The organism is Micromonospora sp. NPDC047730 (assembly GCF_043204765.1).
GTDB lineage: Bacteria > Actinomycetota > Actinomycetes > Mycobacteriales > Micromonosporaceae > Micromonospora.
On sequence record NZ_JBIDCU010000008.1, the window covers coordinates 165,253 to 180,231 of the forward strand.

Annotated in this window: 14 protein-coding genes; 7 read left to right on the forward strand and 7 right to left on the reverse strand. The window is 74.0% G+C overall.

Annotated elements, in window-relative coordinates; genetic code table 11:
* Nucleotides 1–359: 359 nt before the first annotated feature.
* Together ACGF5G_RS20040 and ACGF5G_RS20045 are read right to left on the reverse strand one after the other, a co-directional pair.
* A complete protein-coding gene (locus tag ACGF5G_RS20040) occupies nucleotides 360–1,667 on the reverse strand; it encodes an MFS transporter (RefSeq protein ID WP_393264764.1) in 1,308 nt (435 codons plus the stop codon).
* A 125-nt stretch (nucleotides 1,668–1,792) separates the two neighbouring features.
* A complete protein-coding gene (locus tag ACGF5G_RS20045) occupies nucleotides 1,793–3,175 on the reverse strand; it encodes an MDR family MFS transporter (protein ID WP_393264766.1) in 1,383 nt (460 codons plus the stop codon).
* 151 nt (nucleotides 3,176–3,326) lie between these two features.
* Here ACGF5G_RS20045 and ACGF5G_RS20050 point away from each other — a divergent pair, with 151 nt between their 5' ends.
* A complete protein-coding gene (locus tag ACGF5G_RS20050) occupies nucleotides 3,327–4,094 on the forward strand; it encodes a phosphoglyceromutase (protein ID WP_393264769.1) in 768 nt (255 codons plus the stop codon).
* Nucleotides 4,095–4,162: 68 nt separating this feature from the next.
* On the opposite strand, the gene phoU is transcribed toward ACGF5G_RS20050, so the two are convergent.
* Nucleotides 4,163–4,816: a phosphate signaling complex protein PhoU gene (gene phoU, locus ACGF5G_RS20055; RefSeq protein WP_393264771.1), complete on the reverse strand. Its 654-nt coding sequence runs from the start codon at nucleotides 4,814–4,816 to the stop codon at nucleotides 4,163–4,165.
* A 194-nt stretch (nucleotides 4,817–5,010) separates the two neighbouring features.
* On the opposite strand from phoU, the gene ACGF5G_RS20060 reads away from it, so the two are divergent.
* Nucleotides 5,011–6,297, forward strand: a complete 1,287-nt coding sequence (locus ACGF5G_RS20060; RefSeq protein WP_393264774.1) for a sensor histidine kinase — start codon at nucleotides 5,011–5,013, stop codon at nucleotides 6,295–6,297.
* Between the two features lie 23 nt (nucleotides 6,298–6,320).
* Nucleotides 6,321–7,004, forward strand: a complete 684-nt coding sequence (locus ACGF5G_RS20065; RefSeq protein ID WP_350707007.1) for a response regulator transcription factor — start codon at nucleotides 6,321–6,323, stop codon at nucleotides 7,002–7,004.
* A 64-nt stretch (nucleotides 7,005–7,068) separates the two neighbouring features.
* Here the strand turns inward: ACGF5G_RS20065 and ACGF5G_RS20070 are convergent, their stop codons facing one another.
* Entirely contained in the window at nucleotides 7,069–7,878 is an 810-nt protein-coding gene (locus ACGF5G_RS20070; RefSeq protein ID WP_393264776.1) for a hypothetical protein, read from the reverse strand.
* A gap of 74 nt (nucleotides 7,879–7,952) precedes the next feature.
* Here ACGF5G_RS20070 and ACGF5G_RS20075 point away from each other — a divergent pair, with 74 nt between their 5' ends.
* Together ACGF5G_RS20075 and ACGF5G_RS20080 are read left to right on the forward strand one after the other, a co-directional pair.
* A complete protein-coding gene (locus ACGF5G_RS20075) occupies nucleotides 7,953–8,897 on the forward strand; it encodes a Ppx/GppA phosphatase family protein (protein ID WP_393264779.1) in 945 nt (314 codons plus the stop codon).
* Nucleotides 8,898–8,958: 61 nt separating this feature from the next.
* The gene (locus tag ACGF5G_RS20080) at nucleotides 8,959–9,765 is read left to right on the forward strand and encodes a sugar phosphate isomerase/epimerase family protein (protein ID WP_393264780.1); all 807 of its coding nucleotides are present in this window, start codon (nucleotides 8,959–8,961) and stop codon (nucleotides 9,763–9,765) included.
* Between the two features lie 145 nt (nucleotides 9,766–9,910).
* On the opposite strand, the gene ACGF5G_RS20085 is transcribed toward ACGF5G_RS20080, so the two are convergent.
* The 3 genes from ACGF5G_RS20085 to ACGF5G_RS20095 are packed head-to-tail and all read right to left on the reverse strand — an operon-like array spanning nucleotide 9,911 to nucleotide 11,943.
* The gene (locus ACGF5G_RS20085) at nucleotides 9,911–10,483 is read right to left on the reverse strand and encodes a CGNR zinc finger domain-containing protein (protein WP_393264782.1); all 573 of its coding nucleotides are present in this window, start codon (nucleotides 10,481–10,483) and stop codon (nucleotides 9,911–9,913) included.
* A 19-nt stretch (nucleotides 10,484–10,502) separates the two neighbouring features.
* Entirely contained in the window at nucleotides 10,503–11,669 is a 1,167-nt protein-coding gene (locus ACGF5G_RS20090) for a glutathionylspermidine synthase family protein (RefSeq protein ID WP_393264785.1), read from the reverse strand.
* Nucleotide 11,670: 1 nt separating this feature from the next.
* The gene (locus ACGF5G_RS20095) at nucleotides 11,671–11,943 is read right to left on the reverse strand and encodes a hypothetical protein (RefSeq protein ID WP_393264787.1); all 273 of its coding nucleotides are present in this window, start codon (nucleotides 11,941–11,943) and stop codon (nucleotides 11,671–11,673) included.
* Between the two features lie 130 nt (nucleotides 11,944–12,073).
* On the opposite strand from ACGF5G_RS20095, the gene ACGF5G_RS20100 reads away from it, so the two are divergent.
* Nucleotides 12,074–12,994: a proline dehydrogenase family protein gene (locus ACGF5G_RS20100; RefSeq protein ID WP_393264790.1), complete on the forward strand. Its 921-nt coding sequence runs from the start codon at nucleotides 12,074–12,076 to the stop codon at nucleotides 12,992–12,994.
* 322 nt (nucleotides 12,995–13,316) lie between these two features.
* On the forward strand, nucleotides 13,317–14,798 hold the full coding sequence (locus tag ACGF5G_RS20105; protein ID WP_393264792.1) for a hypothetical protein: 1,482 nt from the start codon (nucleotides 13,317–13,319) through the stop codon (nucleotides 14,796–14,798).
* Nucleotides 14,799–14,979 lie beyond the last annotated feature (181 nt).

The window sequence follows — 14,979 nt, forward strand, 5'->3', positions numbered from 1 at the left end:
CCGGCGAGACAGCCGATCCAGCTTGAATCGGGAATCCGGGCGAACTAACTTTATTGCACCGCACCACGCTCGGAAACGTTCGGGGGAGCGGCGGATCGATCAGATCCGTGCACCGAGCGAGGTGCAGGGGACGGGTGGAACAACACCGTTGGGGGACGGTGGCCACCTGTTTGGACCGGCGGCGCGAGCGGGCGACGCCTACGGGGGTGGGTATCGCCCGCCGCCGCCGGTCATACCGTGCGAGCGCCCATCACGACCACAGGCCGTGATGGGCGCTCTGCTTTCCTCGGGGGACGCGCCCGTCTCTCGCCGGGTGCGCGGCGATGCCGGCCCTTCCTGACCGCCCCCGGCCGTACGGGTCAGCGCGCCGGTGCGGGCGTCCGGGCCGGGGCCGCGGGCCGGGGGCGGGCCTGGGTGTGGGCGGCGCGGAGGGCGGCCACCCGGCGGTCGCGGGACGGGCCCGTCAGCAGGTGGCAGCCGGCCGCCAGCAGCCCCAACCCGCCGACGACGAGCCAGTGCCCGTCCCCGAGGTACTGCAGGCTCACCCCGCCGAGCGTGGGCGCCACGAACGACGCCGCCGGGAATGCCAGGTAGAACACCGACTGGTAGCGGGCGCGCAGCTCGGGCGGGGCGAGGTCGGCGTTGATCTGGGCGTTCGGCGGGGCGGCGAGCATCTGGCCGACCGTCCAGACCAGCGCCGCGGCCAGGTACACCGCCAGGTCGTCGGCGACGGCGAGGACGGCGAAGCCGGCCGCCAGCAGCACGGTCGACACGGCCAGGACGTGGTGCTTGCGGTGCCGCTCGATCAGCCTCGGCACGAAGAGCTGCCCCACCACGATCAGCACCCCGCCGAGCGCGACCACCGCGCCGTACGCCGACGGGCGCAGCCCGTCCGTCCGCATCGCCAGCGGCATGATCGTCGAGGTCTGCATGGTCAGCACGGCCAGCACGAAGGTCAGGCCCACGAAGGTGAGGAAGGTGCGGTCCATCAGGGCCGTGTGCAGCCCGGGCGGGCGCGGACGCCCCCGCCGCCGCGCCGCCCGCTCCCGGTGTCCCGCCGCCCGGCCGACCCGCACCCGCGCCAGCGTCTCCGGGACCTTCCAGGCGATCACCAGGGCCGCGACCAGGGTGGCGGCGGCGTCGACCAGGAAGAGCGCGAGGAAGCTGGCCTCGGCGAGCAGGCCGGCCAGCAGTGAGGCCACCGCCATGCCGAGGTTGAACGCCCAGAACTGGAGGTTGAACGCGCGGGCGCGGCGCCGCTCGGGCACCACGTCGACGATCGCCGCGACGAAGGCGGGGCTGGGCATCGAGTGCGCCATCCCGACCAGGGCGGCGAGCACGGCGATCACCACCAGGTGCCGGCTGAAGGCCAGGGCGACCATGAGCCCGGCGGTGACCAGGTGGGCGGCGAGCAGGGTGGCCCGGCGTCCCCACCGGTCGGCCAGCACCCCGCCGAGCAGCACGCCGCCCGCCCCGCCCAGCCCGTACGCCCCGACCACCGTGCCCGCCAGCGCCTCGCTCGCGCCGCGCGCAGCGGTCAGGTAGAGCGACAGGAAGAGCATCGCGAAGGCGCCGGCCCGGTTGATCAGCAGGCCGGCCCAGAGGTACCAGAAGGTGGCGGGGAGGCCGCCCGCGGTGTCGTCCAGCCAGCGACGCAGGGACCGCACCCGCCCCTCCAGACAGTTGTGTTTGTTAACGGTTTCAGGTTCGACCGTAGGAAGCCCGGGTCCGGCGCGCCAGCGTGTCGCTGATCACCGCACTCCGGTCAGGCCCTCCCGGGCGCGCGCTCGACTCACCGCACGCCTGTCGACTCGGCCGTCCGCCGCGGGTCGGCGGGCGGGCCGGCGTCCGCGCCGGGCACCAGCGGCTCGGCGGGCGCGGTGGCCGCCGCCTCGGCCGCCTCCGGCGCGGGTGGTCGGACCGCCACCACCGGCACGACGGTCTCGGTGGCCCCGCGCAGGGCGACGGCCCGCCGTTCCCGGGCCGGGCCGGAGACCAGGTGGGCGATCGCCATCAGCCCGCCGACCAACGCGCAGCCGAGCCAGAGCTCGCCGTTGCCGGCCTGCTCACGAACCAGGCCGCCGAGGACCGGCGCGACGGCGCCGGCGACCTGCCAGGAGAGCGAGAACACGCCCTGGTAGCGGCCGCGCAGCTCGGCGGGGGAGAGCTCGGCGATCAGGGTGGCGTTGGACGGCGAGTTGAGCATCTCGCCGACGGTCCAGATCAGCACGGTCAGGCCGTAGAACCAGGCCGCGTCCGCGAACGCGGTGAGACCGAACCCGACGCCCATCACCACGGAGGCGAGGGCGAGCACGTGCGACCGGCTCCGGCCCTTGATCAGCCGGGGTACGAAGAGCTGGCCGACCACGATCAGCACCCCGTTGAGCGCGATCACCGAGCCGTACGTGGCGGGGCTCAGGCCGTCCTCGCCCATCGCGATCGGCAGCATCGAGATGTGCTGGAGGAAGACCAGCGCGCCGAACAGGTTGAGCGTCACGAAGCCCAGGTAGACGCGGTCGGTCAGGATGGTGCGCAGCGCCCCGGCCGGCGCCCCGGGGCCCTTGTGGCGGGCGCCGACGGCGGGGGCCCGCCGGGTCTCGCCGACCTTGGCGAAGATGATCAGCGCGGTGATCACGGTGGTGGTCGCGTCGACCACGAAGAGCAGCAGGTAGCCGGCCTCGGCGGCGAGGCCCGCGAGGACGGCGGCGCACGCGAAGCCGAGGTTGATCGCCCAGTAGTTCAGCGAGAAGGCGCGCAGCCGGTCCTTCTCCGGCACCACGTCGATCATCATCGCCCCGAACGCCGGGCGGGCGGCCTCGGCGAACATGCCGAGCAGCAGCGCGCCGAGCGCCACCGCCCAGAGTTCCCGGGCGAAGCCGAGGGCGAGCATCATGGTGGCCGCGCCGAGGTGCGCGGTGAGCAGGGTCGGCCGGCGGCCCCAGCGGTCGGTCAGGGTGCCGCCGACGGTGGTGCCGACCGCGCCGCCGACACCCCACAGGCCGATCACGAGGCCCGCCTGCGACGCGGAGAAGTCGCGCTCCTGGGTCAGGTAGATGGCGAGGAAGACCAGGACGAACGAGCCGAGCCGGTTGATCAGCGTGCCGGCCCAGAGGTACCAGAAGGTGACCGGCAGGCCACCTGTCGTGTCCCGGAACCAACCCCGCATCGTCCGCACGTCGGCGCCCCCGCTCGCGTAATGACCGTCCTGACTGTTGCGCCTTACAACCTAGTGTGGGGCCAGTTTTCCGGTCACCGCCTTTTCCACGTGGTGGTCGTCACGACCACCGCCCGCGTGTCCCCGCGCCGGGTGCGGCAGGATGATCGGCATGACTGCGAGCGAGGGGCCCACCGTCGGGACGCTGGTCCTGCTGCGGCACGGCGAGAGCGACTGGAACGCCAAGAACCTCTTCACCGGCTGGGTCGACGTCGACCTGACCGAGAAGGGCGAGAACGAGGCGCGCCGCGGCGGCGAGCTGCTGCGCGAGCACAGCCTGCTGCCTGACGTGGTGCACACCAGCGTCATGCGCCGCGCGATCCGCACCGCCGAGCTGGCGCTCAACGCGGCCGACCGGCACTGGATCGCCGTGCGGCGGTCGTGGCGGCTCAACGAGCGGCACTACGGCGCGTTGCAGGGCAAGAACAAGAAGCAGACCCTGGAGGAGTACGGCGAGGAGCAGTTCATGCTCTGGCGCCGCTCGTACGACACGCCGCCGCCGCCGATCGCGGACGACGACGAGTTCTCGCAGGTGGGCGACCCGCGCTACGCGCTGCTGCCCAGCGAGCTGATGCCGCGCACCGAGTGCCTCAAGGACGTCGTCGAGCGGATGCTGCCCTACTGGTACGACTCGATCGTGCCGGACATCCTGGCCGGCCGGACGGTGCTGGTGGCCGCGCACGGCAACTCGCTGCGTGCCCTGGTCAAGCACCTGGACCAGATCTCCGACGAGGCGATCGCCAAGCTCAACATCCCGACCGGGATCCCGCTGCGCTACGACCTCGACCCGCACCTGCGCCCGCTGACGCTGGGCGGCACCTACCTCGACCCGACCGCCGCCAAGGCGGCCGCCGCCGCTGTAGCCAACCAGGGCCGCTGACCCACGTGCCGTGTAAGGAAGGGCCCCTTGTTAACGCATAGCGTTAACAAGGGGCCCTTCCTTACAACTCAGCTTGCGGGGGGCGGGGTCTGGCCGGTGATCAGGTAGACCACCTGCTCGCCGGCGTTGACGGCGTGGTCGGCGAAGCGCTCGTAGAAGCGGCCGAGCAGGGTGGCGTCGATGGCGGTTTCCACGCCGTACGGCCAGTCGTCGCCGAGCAGCACCCCGAACAGGCTCCGGTGCAGGTCGTCCATGGTGTCGTCGTCGCGGTCCAGTTCGGCGGCGAGGTCGGCGTCGGGCTTGGCGAGCACCGAGCCGATTTTGACGGCCATCCGGTCGGCGGTGGCGGCCATGTCGGTGAAGATCGGCCGCAGCTCGGCCGGCACGGCCGGCGACGGGTGCCGGCGCAGGGCCGTCTTGGCGACGTGGTCGGCCAGGTCGCCCATCCGCTCCAGGTCGGCCGCGACGTGCAGCGCGGTGATCATCGCGCGCAGGTCGGAGGCGACCGGCGCCTGCCGGGCGAGCAGGTCGCAGACCCGCTCCTCGACGTGCCGGTAGAGGTCGTCGATCTCGGCGTCCCGCTCGATCACCGTCTCGGCCGCCCGGCGGTCCGCGGTGAGCAGGGCGCGGGTGGCCTGCCGCATCGCGGCCCGGACCCCTTCCGCCATGTCCACCAGCAGTTGGCTGACGATCTGCAGGTCAGCCCGGAACTCGTCGCGCATTGTCACGTCCTGTGGTCGGTGGTCGCCGAGGGCGGCGAGGGAGCAGGTGCGCCGCCCACGGTAGGTCGGACGGACGGACCACAGATGAACCACGGTGAACGACGCCGGACGCGGGAGTGAATTTTCCCGGAAGCGAGCGTGATTCACCCTATTTGTAGTGGTTGCCAGGTTAACAATCGCCCTACGATCGCCGGGTGGAGTGGGCGGTGACGGTCGCGTTGGCCGTGGGGCTGGTGGCCGGACTGGTCGCCGGGGTGCTGCTGCCCCGGTTCGTACCCGGGCTGGGCGGGCGCTCCACCTCGACGGGGAGCCGGCCGGGCTTCCCCCTCACGCGTGGGAGGCTCCCGATAGCCGAGGATCCGCAGTCCGGGCTCGGCCGCCGGACCATCGACTCGCTCCGCGCCGGCGTGGTGGTGCTCGACCCCGACGACCTGCCCGTCCTGGTCAACCCCGCCGCCCGCGCGATGGGGCTGCTCCGCACCGGCCCGACCCCCGGCTCGATCGCCGCCCACCCCCTGATCCGTACGCTCGCCGGGCAGGTCCGGCGCACCGGCGTGCGGCGCGAGATCGAGCTGGACCTGCCGCGGGGCCGCGACAACACCGGGGTGAACCCGCTCGGGGTGCACCTGCGGGCGATGGGACTCGGCGCGGGCTACATCGCGGTGGAGGCGGCGGACGTCACCGAGTCGCACCGGCTGGCCCGGGTGCGCCGGGACTTCGTGGCCAACGTCAGCCACGAGCTGAAGACCCCCATCGGCGCCCTGCAACTCCTCGCCGAGGCGCTGCTCGACGCCACCGAGCCGGCCGGCGCGGGCGCGCCCGACCTCTCCGAGGACCTGGTCGCCGCCCGACGCTTCGCCGAGCGGATCCAGCACGAGTCGACCCGGCTGGGGCGCCTGGTGCAGGAGTTGCTGGAGCTGACCCGGCTCCAGGGCGCCGAGGCGCAGCCGCCCCCGGAGCCGGTCGCCGTCGACTGGGTGGTCGCCGAGGTGGTCGACCGGACCCGCACCTCCGCCGCCGCCCGCCGCATCGACGTGGTCGTCGAGGGGGAACGGGGGCTCACGGTCCACGGCAGCGACACCCAGCTCGCCACGGCGGTGTCGAACCTGGTCGAGAACGCCATCAACTACTCGGGCGAGGACACGACCGTCCGGATCACCGCCCGCGCCGACGACGAACACGTGGAGATCGCCGTCGCCGACCAGGGCATCGGTATCGGCCCGACCGACGTCGACCGCATCTTCGAGCGCTTCTACCGGGCCGACCAGGCGCGGTCCCGGTCGACCGGCGGCACCGGGCTGGGGCTCGCCATCGTCAAACACATCGCCGGCAACCATGGCGGGCGGGTCGAGGTGTCGAGCACTCTTGGTGGTGGGTCGACGTTCACCCTGCGGCTGCCCGCCCGTCCCCCCGACGAGATCCTGGCGACACTGCCGTCTGCTGGGATCGAGGCCGGCCCGGCCGAGCTCCGGCAGGTCTGACAGCAATGGAAAGGAAATCCCCGTTGAGCCGCGTTCTGGTGGTCGAGGACGAGGAGTCGTTCTCCGACGCCCTGTCGTACATGCTCCGCAAGGAGGGCTTCGAGGTGTCCGTCGCCGCGACGGGCCCCTCCGCCCTCACCGAGTTCGACCGGACCGGCGCCGACATCGTGCTGCTCGACCTGATGCTGCCCGAGATGTCCGGCACCGAGGTGTGCCGGCAGCTCCGACAGCGCTCGCACGTGCCGATCATCATGGTCACGGCGCGGGACAGCGAGATCGACAAGGTGGTCGGCCTGGAAATCGGCGCCGACGACTACGTGACGAAGCCGTACTCGCCGCGGGAGCTGGTCGCCCGGATCCGGGCGGTGCTGCGCCGGCAGAGCTCCGAGGTCGCCGAGTCGGGCGCGCCGACGCTGGCCGCCGGCCCCGTCCGGATGGACATCGAGCGGCACGTGGTGACCGTCGACGGCGCCCCGGTGCAGCTTCCGCTCAAGGAGTTCGAGCTGCTGGAGCTGCTGCTGCGCAACGCCGGCCGGGTGCTGACCCGGGGGCAGCTCATCGACCGGGTCTGGGGTGCCGACTACGTCGGTGACACCAAGACCCTCGACGTGCACGTCAAGCGGCTGCGCTCCAAGATCGAGCCGGAGCCGTCCGCGCCGCGCTTCATCGTCACGGTGCGGGGCCTGGGCTACAAGTTCGAGCCCTGATCGGCGTACGCGCGAAAGGGGCCCGCGCCGGCGCGGGCCCCTTTCGTACGTGGTGCGGCGTCGGTCAGGCGCCGTCGGCCGGGTGCGGGGCGACCATGCCCTGCCGGCTGCGCGCCCCGCACAGCTCGGCCAGCTTCGCGTACGCGGGCGCGCCGATGAGCGCGGTCAGCTCCGGGCCGTAGGAGACGTACATCGGCTCGGCGCCGACGTGCGCGTCGGTGGAGGAGGTGCACCACCAGTCCAAGTCGTGCCCGCCGGCACCCCAGCCCCGCCGGTCGAACTCGGCCAGCGTGGAGACCAGCACCTTGGTGTTGTCCGGCCGCTTGACCCACTCCTGGTCGCGGCGGATCGGCAGCTGCCAGCAGACGTCCGGCTTGTATTCCAGCGGGTGCACCCCGTCGCGCAGCGCCTGGGCGTGCAGCGCGCAGCCGGCGCCGCCCGGGAAACCGGCGTCGTTGAGGAAGACGCACGGGCCGTCCTCCGCCTGGGTGGCGGTGCGGCGGGCCGGGTTCTTGCCGTCGATGGTGTCGTTCTCGGTCCAGTTCTTGAACCCGCGACGGTGGTGCTGCCACGTCGCCGGGCTCAGCCGCTTCACCGCGGCCCGGACCCGCTGCTCGTCGTCCGAGTCGGTGAAGAACGCGCCGTGCGAGCAGCAGCCGTCGGCGGCCCGGCCGGCGACGATGCCGTGGCAGCCCCGGCCGAAGACGCACGTCCAGCGGGAGAGCAGCCAGGTCAGGTCGGCCCGGACCAGATGGTTCTCGTCCGCCGGGTCGGCGAACTCGATCCACTCCCGCGGGAAGTCCAGCGGGACCTCGCGGCTGCGCGGGTCGTCCGGGTCGTCCACCAGCACTCGGAGTTCGATCTGCCCTGTCACCCGGCCCAGCGTACGCCCGGAGCCCGGCCCGGTCCGCCGAGCCGCGCGATCGCGTTGCCCCTAGTGTCTTGGACATGCGACTGGGTGTCCTCGACGTCGGTTCCAACACGGTGCACCTGCTGGTGGTCGACGCCCACCACGGCGCGCACCCGTGGCCGGCGCACTCGGAGAAGGTGGTGCTGCGGCTCGCCGAGCAGATCGGCCCGGACGGCGCGCTCACCGAGGCGGGCGCGGACGGCCTGGTCAAGGCGGTCAGCATGGCCAGGGCGGCCGCCGACGGGCTGGACGCCGACGACCTGATCGCGTTCGCCACCTCCGCCGTGCGGGACGCCACCAACGCCCCCGAGGTGCTCGCCCGGGTCCGCGAGGAGGCCGGCGTACGCCTGGAGGTGCTCCCGGGCGCGGACGAGGCGCGGCTGACCTTCCTCGCGGTGCGGCGCTGGTTCGGCTGGTCCGCGGGGCGGCTGCTGGTGCTGGACATCGGCGGCGGCTCACTGGAGATCGCGGCCGGCATCGACGAGGACCCGGACGAGGCGGTGTCGCTGCCGCTCGGCGCCGGCCGGCTGACCCGGGACCGGCTCCGGGTGGAACCGGACAGCGCGGCGCCGCCGCCGGCCGAGGCGGTCGACGAGCTGCGGGCGTACGCCGACGGCCTGCTGGAGCCCGTCGTCGCGCGGATGACCGCGGTGGGCTGGGAGCGGCCGGTGGCCACCTCGAAGACGTTCCGGACCCTGGCCCGGCTGGCCGGTGCGGCCCCCTCCGGCGCGGGCCTGTGGGCCCCCCGCCGGCTCACCCGCCGCGGGCTGCGGCAGGTGCTCGGGTTCATCCGGCACATCCCGCCGGCCCAGCTCGTCGAGCTGGAGGGGGTCAGCGCGGGCCGGGCCCACCAGTTGCTCGCCGGGGCGGTGGTCGCCGAGGCGGCGATGCGCCGGCTGGACGTGGAGGCGCTGGACATCTGCCCGTGGGCGCTGCGCGAGGGGGTGATCCTGCGCCGGCTCGACCAGCTCGGTTCCGGGTGATACGGGCGCTTTGCGGGTTCTCGTCATGAGGTGTCAATCGACCCCCGCTACCCTCGATGGTGTGACTTCCCGCGTCCCCGTGCTCCTGTCCAGTTCCTCGGTCTTCCCTGAGCGGACCGCGGCGGCGTTCCAGCTGGCCGCGGCGCTCGGCTACGACGGCGTCGAGGTGATGGTCTGGACGGACGCCGTCAGTCAGGACGTCGGCGCGCTGCGCGGGCTCGCCGAGCACTACGGCATTCCGGTGCTCTCCGTCCACGCGCCCTGCCTGCTGGTCACCCAGCGGGTGTGGAGCCCGGACCCGTGGGAGCGGCTGCGCCGGTCCGCGGAGATGGCGGCGACGCTCGGCGCGCCCACCGTGGTGGTCCACCCGCCGTTCACCTGGCAGCGCGACTACGCGCGCAACTTCGCCGACGGGCTGGCCAGGATCGCCGGCGAGTTCCCAGGCCTGCACTTCCCGGTGGAGAACATGTACCCGGTCCGGATGGCCGGCCGGCAGTTCGTCCCGTACGTCCCGGGCTGGGACCCGACCGAGACCGGCTACCCCTCCTACACGCTCGACCTGTCGCACTGCGCCGCCTCGCACACCGACTCGATGGCGATGGCCGACCGGATGGGCGCCGGCCTGGCGCACGTCCACCTCGGCGACGGCACCGGCGAGGGGCGCGACGAGCACCTCGTGCCCGGGCGCGGCACCCAGCCCTGCGCCGAGCTGCTCTCCTCGCTCGCCGGGCGAGGGTTCACCGGCTCGGTCGCCGTGGAGGTCACCACCCGGGGCGCGAAGAGCCGCGCGGTGCGGGAGGCCGACCTGCGCGAGGCGCTGGAGTTCGCCCGCCAGCACCTCGGCACCCCGTCCCCCGTCGACGCCTGACGCGCCTACCCTCGACGCGGCACCGCACCACGCGGGTCGGGCGGGGCCGTGGCGGGAGACCGGGCGCGGCGGGCCGCGCCGCGAGCCGGTCCAGGGTGCCGGTCGACAGCTCCGGCCCGGGCCGGTGGCCGACCCGGGCCGGGCGTCAGGCGACCGTGGTGAGGGATTCCTTGCTGGCGGCGCCGGCCTGCTCGCCCACCGCGGCGCGCTTGCGGGCCCGGTGCGCGGCCACGTGCGAGCGGGTGGCGCAGCGCTCCGAGCAGAACCGCCGGCAGCAGTTGGACGAGGTGTCCAGGTAGACGTTGCCGCAGCGTTCGTCGGCGCAGACCCCGAACCGGGCGCTGCCGTACTCGCAGAGCCAGACCGAGAGGCCCCAGACCGCGCCGGCCAGGTATTCGGCGCTCACCGAGGCGCCCCGGCTGGTCACGTGCATGTGCCAGTCGCTGGAGTCGTGCCCGGAGATGCGGGGCTGCACCGGGAACGCCTCCAGCAGGGCGTTGAGCTCGGCCACCGCGTGGGCGTCCCGCCCGGAGGTGCCGTACTCGAAGACGTCGCGCAGGCGCTTCTGCGCCCGCCGGAAGGTCGCGAGGTCCCGCTCCGCCACCTCGTCACGCATCCACGCGTTGTCGTCGGGGAAGAGGGCCCGCAGGTCGTCGAGGTCGTCCAGGCGGGCGTTGACGAGGTCAACGCCGGTCCGGGCGTACGCGTCGAAGTTCACGCCCACAACGGTAGACGACTCAGGAGCCGCGTGGTGCGTCGATGTAGTGCGGCAGGAACCGCGCGTAGCCGTCGGTGATGAGGCTCGCGCTCTCCCGCACCCCCGCACCGGCCGACTCGCCGTCGACCACCCAGCTGCCCAGCACCATCCGGTTGCCCTCGAACTCCGGCAGCGCGCGGAACTCCTGGTAGCAGAAGCCCTCGTCGCCGTAGATCCCCGGATTGGTGATCTCCCCGGCGTCGGTGACGATCCGCACCGAGCCGCCCTCCCGGCCGAGCAGCGGCTTGGCGACGTACTCGGACATGCCGCGCGGCGAGTCGAGGTACGCCGGCAGCAGCAGCTCGTGGCCGGGGTACAGCTCCCAGAGCACGGCGAGCAGCGCCTTGTTCGACAGCAGCAGCTTCCACGCCGGCTCGATCCAGGTGGTCGGGGTGCCCGGCCGCAGCGCCAGCGACCCGTACGGCTCGGCGAGCATCCACTCCCAGGGATAGAGCTTGAAGCAGGTGGTGACCGGCTGGTCCGCCGCGTCGACGAAGCGCCGCCCGTCCCAGCCGATCTCCTGGACGGGCTGGAACACGACGTCCAGCCCGGCCTGCCGGGCGGTCTCGGCGAGGTAGCCGGCGGTCATCTGGTCCTCGCCGGACTCCTCCTCGTTCGACCAGACCACGTGCACCCGCCGGTCGTGCAGGCCGGCGCCGATCTTCGCCCAGGCGCCGACGAGGCGCTCGTGCAGGCTGTTCCACTGGTCCAGCTCCGGCCGGGTGTGCTCCAGCCAGTACCACTGGACGATGCTCGCCTCGACCAGGGCGGTGGGGGTGTCGGCGTTGTACTCCAGCAGCTTGGGGGGCCAGCTGCCGTCGTACCAGAGGTCGAAGCGCCCGTAGAGGGTCGGCGGCGACTCGCGCAGCGACCGGGCCACGGCCTCGGCCGCCCAGTCCGGGATGCCGAACTCGGCGTGGCGGCGGCGCGCGACGACGTGTTCGGCGGCGGCCACCGACATCCGGTGCAGCTCCTCCGTCGCCTCCTCCAGCCGCAGCACCTCCTCCAGCTCGAAGGCGTACGCGGCGGTCTCGTCCCAGTACGACATGATCCCGCCGTCGGGCAGCTCCGTGTCGACGTACACCAGGCCCTGCGAGCGGATGGTCGCGTCCCAGCCGGGGCGGGGGGTGACGGACTCCCGGCGCACGTCAGCCGCCGCAGGCGGCGAGGTGGGTGCCGAAGCCGCCCCGGTCGGGGACGGCCGCGGTGACCGGTTCCGGCGCGGTGCCGCCGGCGGCGACCTCGGGCACCCGCAGCGCGACGGCCACGGTGCCGCCGCCGCCGACAGGCCCGAGGGCACAGTCGTCGTCATCGTCGTCGTCGGAGGTCGTGTTGCAGGCGGAGAGGGCGAGCGCCAAGGCGGTGAGCGCGCCGAGCTGCACGGAGGCCGACCGGAGCCGGCGGCGGGGGCGATGTTCCACGTCATGGTTGTAACCGATGGACACCAGCGCCGTCCGCCCCGGGCGGGGCCTGTGACGCGGTTGGGACCTGGGCGCGGGCAGTGCCGCCGCCGCCCGGCGCGCAGGCGTCGTCGGGCGTTACGCTCGGTCCATGCTCCGTTCCGTCATCCTCGCCGCCTCCCGGTCATCCCAGGTCGAGCGGCTCGTCGCGACGGCCCCGGTCACCCGGGACCTCGTCCGCCGGTTCGTGGCCGGCGCCAAGACCGACGACGCGTTGCGCGCGACCCGCGAACTCGTCGACGACGGTCTCGCGGTCTCCCTCGACCACCTCGGCGAGGACACCGTCACCCCCGAGCAGGCCAACGCCACCCGGGACGAATACCTGCGGCTGCTGACGCGGCTCTCGGGCGCGGGGCTGACCCCGGCAGCCGAGGTGAGCATCAAACTCTCCGCGCTCGGCCAGATGTTCGACGAGCAGCTCGCCTACGACAACGCCCGGGCGATCTGCGCCGCAGCCGACGAGGCGGGCACCACGGTCACCGTGGACATGGAGGACCACACCACCACCGACTCGACCCTGGACATCCTGGCCAAGCTCCGCAAGGACCACCCGTCCACCGGGGCGGTGCTCCAGGCGTACCTGCGGCGGACCGAGTCGGACTGCCGCGAGCTGGCCACGGCCGGGTCCCGGGTGCGGCTGTGCAAGGGCGCGTACAAGGAGCCGGAGTCGGTGGCCTACCAGTCCGCCCGCGAGGTGGACAAGTCGTACGTCCGCTGCCTGAACATCCTGATGTCCGGCGACGGCTACCCGATGCTGGCCACCCACGACCCGCGCCTGATCGCCATCGGCGAGGACCGGGCCCGCTGGTTCGACCGCGGCCCCGAGCGGTTCGAGTTCCAGATGCTGTACGGCATCCGGCCGGAGGAGCAGACCCGGCTGGTCGGCGAGGGCTACACCGTGCGCACCTACGTGCCCTACGGCGACCAGTGGTACGGCTACCTGATGCGCCGCCTCGCCGAGCGCCCGTCCAACCTGGCCTTCTTCGGCCGGGCCGTGCTCAGCAGGAAGTGACTCAGCCGTTCGACCAGCCCCGGGTGCTCAGCACCAGGCGGTAGCCGTCCGGATCGACCACCGTCACCCCCCCCAGCGGTCCCAGTACGGGCCGGCGGAGACCCTCGTCCCCCGATGTACGCCCTGCTCGGACGGCCGCTGGTCGGCGTCGCGCTGGTCGTCGTCTGGGCGCTCACCGTCGCCCTGCTCCGGCGGTCGGGCCGCCCTGCCTGAGCCGCCCCGGCGGGCCCGCCGCCACCGGTGCCGGCGCGACCCGCCCGGGTGCGGCGTCGGGCCGGGTCGGTGGTCGCCGGGGCGACCGGATGGTCGTACCCTTCGCCGGGTGACTGACGGGCAGCCCGAGGCCGACGGTCGGCCGGCGACGGACGACGCGCAGGCCACCGCGACGACACCGCCCGCGGCATCGTCCACGCCCACCGAGCCGCCCACGCCGGGCACCCCTGTCGCGCCCGCCGGGCCGGCCACGTCGCCCGTGCCCGCCGGGCCGGGCCTGCCGACCGTGCCCACGGCGTCGGCCGAGCCCGGTCCCGTCGCGGTGCAGGCGGAGCGGGCGTCGCGGCGGCTGTGGCCGCTCTGGGCGGCGCTCGCGGCGGTCGTGGTGATGGTCACCTGCGGCCTGCCCACGGCGTTGCTGGCCGGCCTCGTGCGCGACGACGCCAGGCCGATGCCGGGGGCCTCCGGCACCCGGGCCGACGACCCCGCCGAGCGGGCCGCCCGCCAGCTCGGCGAGCGGATGACGGCGGAGCTGGCGCGGCAGTCGGCCGCGCTGCTCGCCGGGGACCGGGCCGCGTTCCTGGCCGTCGCGGAACCCGTCGCGCACCCGGACCTGCGCCGCCGGTACGCCGCGCTGCGGGCGCTGCGGGTGACCGCCTGGCAGGCCGAGGCGACCGGCCTGCCCACCCCGGTCGAGGGCCGGCCCGGCGAGTGGCGGTTGCCGGTCGAATTCCGGTACTGCTTCGTCGTGCCGGACTGCCGCACCAGCCGGGTGCTGACCGGCACCCGCTGGCGGGCGGGGGAGCGGCCCCGGCTGCTCGCCGTGGAGCCGTCCCGATCGGCGGAGACCGGCACCCGGCCCTGGGAGGTCAGCGAGCTGGTCGTCGCCGTCGGCCCGCGCACCCTGGTGGCCACGACCCCCGCCCTGCGCCGGCAACTGCCCGGCCTGCTCGCCCAGGCCGAGGCGGCCGCCACGGTCGCCGACACGTACGTCGTCGCCGGCCGGCCGCCCGACCGGTACCGGGTCTTCTACGCGGGCCGCGCGGAGTGGCAGCGCTGGTACGGCGGGGGCCGGCCGAAGTGGACCGGCGGGTACGCGGTCACCGTCGGCGGCGGCCACCACGAGGTGGTGCTCAACGCCGACGGGCTGGTGTCCAGCGGGGTGGACGACCTCCTCCGGCACGAGTTGACCCACGCCGCCTCGCTGCCCGAGCGGGGCTACCCGGGCAAGGGCATCTGGTGGCTGGTCGAGGGGCTGGCCGAGCACGCCGGCGCCGACGGCCAGCCGGTCGAGCGGTACGAGGGACTGGCCGAGGTGCGGCGGCTGACCGGTGGCTGGGACGGCCGGCTCGACGGCCTCAACCCGGCCGACGACGCGCCGGCCGAGCGGGTCAGCGGCAGCTACGGCATCTCCTACCTGGCCGTCCGGCACCTGGTCGACCGGTTCGGCCCGGAGCGGCTGCTGGCCTTCTTCGCGGCGGTGGTGCACGAGCGCCGCCCGGTGGCCGACGCGGCCGAGGCGACCTTCGGCGAGCCGTGGAGCGCCCTGCACGACGAGTGCGTCGCGTACGTCCGGGCCGTGGCCGCCTGAGCGACACGTCGTGTGGGCGTCGCCTGGGTGGCGCAGCCCAGGGGCGGTCGGGGGCGTTCATGATCGACCGCTGTCGGGCGGTGCCGGCCGACCTGACACACTGGTGCCGCTCCCAGCGCGGAGCCCCGGTCCGCGTCCGGAAGCGGCCCGGGGCACCCGCCCGGTGGTTCCGGTGGCGCCG